This window comes from Vibrio sp. 10N.261.52.C11 (assembly GCF_041471405.1).
In the GTDB taxonomy this organism is placed as follows: Bacteria; Pseudomonadota; Gammaproteobacteria; order Enterobacterales; family Vibrionaceae; genus Vibrio; species Vibrio crassostreae_C.
Genome location: NZ_JBFROI010000081.1, coordinates 1 through 6,087, shown reverse-complemented (window position 1 = coordinate 6,087; position 6,087 = coordinate 1). Strand labels below are relative to the sequence as shown.

Annotated in this window: 5 protein-coding genes and 1 pseudogene; 1 reads left to right on the top strand and 5 read right to left on the bottom strand. The window is 42.1% G+C overall.

All coding sequences use genetic code 11. The features are described 5' to 3' along the window. A pseudogene (locus AB4323_RS22785) lies at positions 1–357 on the bottom strand (hypothetical protein); the annotation flags it as partial. A gap of 6 nt (positions 358–363) precedes the next feature. Then, positions 364–1,365: an outer membrane beta-barrel protein gene (locus tag AB4323_RS22780; RefSeq protein WP_372153417.1), complete on the bottom strand. Its 1,002-nt coding sequence runs from the start codon at positions 1,363–1,365 to the stop codon at positions 364–366. A 445-nt stretch (positions 1,366–1,810) separates the two neighbouring features. On the opposite strand from AB4323_RS22780, the gene AB4323_RS22775 reads away from it, so the two are divergent. Continuing rightward, on the top strand, positions 1,811–2,293 hold the full coding sequence (locus AB4323_RS22775) for a LysE family translocator (RefSeq protein ID WP_372153415.1): 483 nt from the start codon (positions 1,811–1,813) through the stop codon (positions 2,291–2,293). Positions 2,294–3,096: 803 nt separating this feature from the next. Here AB4323_RS22775 and AB4323_RS22770 read toward each other — a convergent pair. The 3 genes from AB4323_RS22770 to AB4323_RS22760 form a co-directional block, all read right to left on the bottom strand. Then, positions 3,097–4,401 carry a tyrosine-type recombinase/integrase gene (locus AB4323_RS22770; RefSeq protein ID WP_372153414.1) on the bottom strand — a complete coding sequence of 435 codons (1,305 nt, stop codon included), beginning with the start codon at positions 4,399–4,401 and terminating at the stop codon, positions 3,097–3,099. Beyond that, positions 4,398–5,525 carry a site-specific integrase gene (locus tag AB4323_RS22765; protein ID WP_048669619.1) on the bottom strand — a complete coding sequence of 376 codons (1,128 nt, stop codon included), beginning with the start codon at positions 5,523–5,525 and terminating at the stop codon, positions 4,398–4,400. Before AB4323_RS22765 ends, AB4323_RS22770 begins: the two co-directional genes overlap by 4 nt. A 352-nt stretch (positions 5,526–5,877) precedes the next feature. After that, on the bottom strand, positions 5,878–6,087 hold a 210-nt coding region (locus AB4323_RS22760; protein WP_372153412.1), incomplete at its 5' end, for a lytic transglycosylase domain-containing protein.

The window sequence follows — 6,087 nt, the reverse complement described above, 5'->3', positions numbered from 1 at the left end:
GATGCCATCTTTGATGGCCATTACTGTGGTATAGCCCTCGTTAGTAGCAGTAAATACGCCAGTCTCATCAAAGCGCCCCACATCAGAATTGCTTGTGTGCCAATCACTCACGTTTAAATCCGTCAATGTGCGAGATGAACCATCAGAGTAGTGACCAACCGTTTCAAAGGGCTGCTTGTTGCCCGCAGCAAGAGTTAGTTGACTGACACCTTTCATCACTATCGGAGAAGCGACGATATCAATACGTTCTAGTTTTATGGTTGATCCAGAGAAGGCGCCTTCTGAATTACAACCAGTTAATAACGTTAGTATTGGAAAAACCACTATTACAAATAAGGCTTTAAAACATTTAATCATAATAACTTACTCTTGGAACTGAAAACTGGGGATGGTAACTTCAACTCGGCGATTTTTAGCTCGCCCCTCTGCGGTCTTGTTGTCAGCAACAGGTTGAGACTCACCTTCACCTCTCCATTCAAGTTGTGTCTGTGTGGCACCCAATTCAATCAGTTTATTGACGACCGCTTGAGCACGATGCTCAGATAGGTTTTGATTGTAGAGTGCTGAGCCTGTTGAGTCAGTGTGTCCAACAACTGTGGCCTGAGCTTGTGGGTAAGAATTTAATATTGAAGAGATTTCAGTTAATTGGTCAATAAACTCTTGGCTAGGATCGCCTGAATCAAAACCAGACAATATATCTGTAGTTTTTGGTGAAAAAACCTGTATTTGAGGCGGTGTTTTTACAGTGGCTATCTCTTTAACGGGAGTATCTTCAATAATAGACGTTGGCGCTGTTTCGACTAACGCTGGTTGAGTTGTACTGCCAAACGTATAGGTTAGACTGACCAACAATCCACGGCTATCATACTTACCCGTGTTTGACTTACCAATACTGTCAATGTATTGATAACCCGTTGATAATCGGACGTTAGGGTTAAAGTGATAGTTAATCCCCACCCCACCGAGAGGAGAAAAACCTGTTGCATCGCTCTTACTTGAAGACAGTTGCGTTTTTTCCATGTCCCAATAAGCAGCACCAAGTCGACCGTATAAACTTAGGTTATCTTGTAGGTACCAATCGTAACGAAGAGTGCTTTCAATCAACCAAGTTTTAACATTAACCGAGTGGCATCCATCCGCCTTTAGTTCATCGTGATATTGATAGCCTAAATCCCAACTCCAAGAGGGAGTAAACTGTAACCCGCTATAGAGACCTAAAATTGTGCCCTCTGGATTTGAGTGATTGCAATTCTCCTCCAGGGCCCCTTGGTATCCCCCTACTACGCCAACAAAAAACTGAGGGGATTCTGTCGCGGCTAGGACAGGAACACTGAATAAACAGGTAAGTAATATTATTTTTTTCATAAATCCCAAATAGATAGTATCATTTTTGAATAAACATTAAATATTCTCAACAGCTTTAGACCTATACCACTGTAATAAGCGAACGTCCTACTTACGAGCTACGCTAGGTGTTCCTCTTACGCCAGAGCTATTCATCGCCCTATCAATGTTTTAAGCGCTTCTTTAGCTATGAATATTATCATTCAGTCAAATTAAGGAAGCTAAACGAAAATTAATATTAATTAATTTGTTATTTAAATATAAATTAGTTAACCGTCAAGGCATAATAAAATACTTGTGATGTAATCTTTTTAAAGTCGAGGAGTCTCATCCCCTAACTGAGCATTACGTCCTTTATATTTTCAATAGGTCTTTCATATTACGGATAACAAACATATGGACTATTTACTATTTTTACAATTTGTGTAGCTGCTACTTTTCCCCGGGGCCTGCGGTGTTATTGACTGTGAAAAATTCAGCCGTGTATGGGGTTGAGCGAGCGGTCTCAGGGATTCTTGGAAATATTGCAGCTATGATCACAATGGCAGGCTTATCGGCTACAGGTTTAGGTGTTCTTCTTTTGGCATCTGAATCATTATTCCTATTTATTAAAATGGTTGGCGGAATATATCTATTTTTACTTGGAATAAAGACGTGGAGATCAAACAAACGGACTTTAAAAAATTATGAGCCCCAAGCTAGCGCGAATAACAGAAAGATATTGTTTCCTCAGTTTATCGAAGTTGAACATTCCATCATACCGCAATTTATCTTGCTTACACTCACCTTTACATCGTCGTCATTCCTAGCACTTTTAACATACGCGTTAGTAACAAAGAAGCTTAAGTTTTGGCTTATAAAGGAAAAGGTTAGAGCGAAATTTAATAAGGTTACTGGAGGGATATTTATTGGATTTGGCTTGTCTTTGATTCTTAGCAACAAGACATAGAAGTTGTTTTAATAATGACTTCAACGCGACATGGACGACCGTTCCTCACTTAGACTTAATATATGAGTAGAGTGACTCGCCTGAACAAACTTAGCTCAAGCTGTTTTTACCACTACCACTGCCCTTTCCAAACACTACCCTTTGTATGACAAGATTAATGCGATGAGCTAAATTAGTGGAACAGAAAACCTTGTACAAGGGCTCAGCATAACCCGTCACACCTCTTCAAAGGAGTCAAAGTATGCGTTTTTAATCGCCTTTAAAATCACTCTTGGATTAATATTAGAAGAACAAACCATACAACTGGTAAAAATTGCGCAACAAACATCATCCGTCCTAATGTCCTCTTTGCTACAGTCATAACGTTTTACCACTCTAATAAGTAAACACGCCAAACTTTAGCTCTTTACTTAAAAACAAGATGCTCACAATCACATGTAATCTTGATAAAGAATCATTATTTATCAAGATTAGAAAATTAAACCTTCAACTTATGAGCTGAGCAGCTAAGTTGACTCAAAGACTTAGATTAATGACCAAGCCTCGCTATAAAGAAACTCACTGGAAGCAATATAATCAAGCTTTAATCAATCATTAGTCACTGATATTTTGGACTGGTGAAGAAGCAATTCAGCATTTAGCCGTTGATGCTAGTTGATGCTACAGGGCTGAAGGTCTACGGTGAGGCAAGTGAAAAGTAAATGAGCATAGACCTCCAAGTGTGACTGCCCTCAAACACGAATCTCACCAAAACCCTAACCTTAAAATTTGATGTACTTATGTTATTCCGACAGATATTTTCATCACCATTCCCAAAAATCCACTTCATATCTAAGCCTTTCAACCTCCTCATCGGTAAGTTCAGGTATTGCTTTGATAGGTCTTCCTCTGCGTTTAGGGGGAGATTTCGTCAGCTTAGGTTTGGATGCTCTTACTTTTCGAGTTTTAGGGTTACTCACAAGCTGACCTGATAATATTCCACTAATAACTTCCCCTATCGCCTCAGCAGATTGCGATACTTGCGCATCATCCACGTGAGCATAACGAAGCGTGGATGAAATGCGCGTGTGACCCAACAGTTTCGACACCATTGGGATAGGATACCCCTCTAACACCGCATAACTGGCAAAGGTATGGCGCAAGTCGTGAATACGAACATCCTCGATATTGGCTAAGGCTCGCACCTGTTGCCAGACCATACTAACCTTAGTCGACCGACTCACAAAACGACGCAAAGGCATAAACACATCATCGTGTGATTCGCTACGCTGTGTCCATGCTTGCTTGGATATGTCTGAGAGGAGCTGTTGCGCTTCCTTGCCCACATACACCACCTTCGCACCCGTTTTGCTGTCCGGCAAGTGCCACTCCCTGCCTTTAACAAAAGACCATTGCAGGCTTGTTACCTCTGAAATTCGACATCCCGTTAACAACACCAACTTTAGCACCTGACAACAGCACGCTTCCATATCACCTTGCTGGCTGACCACCGTTAATGCGTTATGCAACCGCGCTAACTCGTCCAAACTCAAAAAACGATTGAGCTTTTTTTTACGATTTTGCTTGAGACCATCACAAGGGTTTTCCATGCAATAACCTTGTTTCACCGCATATTTGAAGATAGAACGAAGCACATCAAGATTACGGTTGGCAGCCCCTGCGTAATTCTGGCTGAGTTCATCAAACCAACGATGCACATGACACGAATCAATACGGCTGACAGGAAAACGTCCAAACTCGGGCAACAAATGCTTTTTTAAGGCGCTCGACGCTGTCCCTTGTGTACTCACTTTCCATCCCTTGCAGACCTTATCCGTCCATTCTTCTTTCACCAACGCATCAAAGCGGATCAACCGTATCGGTTTCGTCTCTTTGTCTAAAAAAGAGGCCTGTAAAGCACGTACGTGTTGTCTCACTTTTTTGAGTGTCAGTTGTCCCACTGCCGCCAACGTCTTATTGGGAATGGATAAATGAGTCACATAGAAACGGCGACCATCGGTATAAACTCGAACTCCTAACGCTGGCACTTGGGTATCCCACACCGTATACGTTCGAGTTTTCGAATGAAGTAATTGAATCACTTTAGAAGTGAATAACAGTGACTTCATGAGCGCATACCTTTAACGAGCACTCCCGACACATGAGAGGCCGCCTGACACACGTCCTCACGTCCCAAATGTGCATACTTTAGCGTCGTTTCCGCTTCAGCATGCCCCAAAAGGCGACTCAGCACGATCAAGTTTACCTTCGACTGAATGGCAATACTGGCGTAGGTGTGACGTAAATCATGCAAACGTACACCTTCCAATCCTGCCAACTGGCGAGCCTGTCGCCAGAATATACCCAACTGATTGGTGGATATGGGTTGAGTGTTACAAGGGGTTGGAAACAGGTAAGGACTCTCTGATTGCCATGCATCAAGATAAGCTCTAACTTGTGAGCAAAGGTAAACCGTTTTCGCCCCCGTTTTACTGTCTAGTAAATGCCAGTGACCACCTCGGTACTCTTTCCATTGTAAGGTTCTCACTTCCGATGAGCGGCAACCTGTGTATATCAACAAACGTATTATCATGACCTTAGCCGGGTTATCGCCCTCTAACGTGTCTAACACTCGCCAGAGTTGTCGCAATTCGTCTTTACTAAGATAGCGCTCTCTCCCTCCTTCTTTATAACGCTTGAAACCACGGCAAGGATTGGTATTTTTAGGACGATATTCCCACGTTTCACATTGTTGCATCATAACCGACAGCAACACTAACGCTTGGTTGGCTGAGCCTTTCACATGGCTTAACTGGGCAAACCACTGCTCAACATCATTTCGAACAATAGATTGTACTTCCCTATCTCCAAGATAAGGGGCGATCTGAAGACGAAAGGCACTTTCGTTCTTTTTCAAAGTGCGAGGTTTCCAATGACGAGGATAACGCTCAAAAAACTCTTGGCCGAACGCCTGTAGCGTTATGGAGGGCAATGCTTCAATTTTCGGACTGCGTACTTGATGAACAAGCTGCAAGGCTTTTAGTCTTGCTTGACGTAATGAGCACTCTAATGTGCACCCTAGCTTATGATTTTTTCTCAATCCGTTACTCTGGAAGCGAACAAAGAACACTCGTCTCCCTGACGGGTAGACTCGTAAATACAGCGTCGACACCTTGGTATCATAGTATTCTTGTGTGGTCGAAGTCGGTTTTACATGCTCGACAAATCGCTGAGTAAGAGGCATTTTTTGCATTTTAAGCTCCTGTTTACAGGGGCATTTTTGAACAAAAAAACGTTATCAAAAATGCCATAACATCAAAAAACAAAAACTTAACATCAATAATTATCAATAACTTACAACAGACAACCATTCATAATCGCTAGATTATGGGGTAGGGTGTGGTCACCAACTCAACTAACCAACAACTCAGAACGAATGATCTGAGTTCCTTAATCAAAGCGACGGGAAAAACTGACAGCGAAAGACAAAAGCCGACCAGGTGGCGAATGAATCTGACGAACGAGGGATGCGGGGGATCTGGAAATTGAAGGAAGAAAGCGAGAGGAAAAGCTAAAGGCATTGCACCATTATGGTGCAAGTCCTTTTATTGAACGTTCATCTTAAAATAAACCGATTGGACTTTTTGGATGTATATTTTTCTGGCGTTCTCGGTACGTTTGGAAAAACCCGCATTATACGCGCCGACACTGTTCCAGTTATAACCATGACTAGAAAAATTAGAACTTAATACCCACGCGCCAAGATGAACATTAAAGCAAGGATTATAGATGTTTGTTTCATTCACATTAAATTC

Bases quoted from the DNA above. Each gene is read 5' to 3' on its own strand.
- AB4323_RS22780 (WP_372153417.1), bottom strand. From the start codon at position 1,365: ATGAAAAAAATAATATTACTTACCTGTTTATTCAGTGTTCCTGTCCTA.
- AB4323_RS22770 (WP_372153414.1), bottom strand. From the start codon at position 4,401: ATGAAGTCACTGTTATTCACTTCTAAAGTGATTCAATTACTTCATTCG.
- AB4323_RS22765 (WP_048669619.1), bottom strand. From the start codon at position 5,525: ATGCAAAAAATGCCTCTTACTCAGCGATTTGTCGAGCATGTAAAACCG.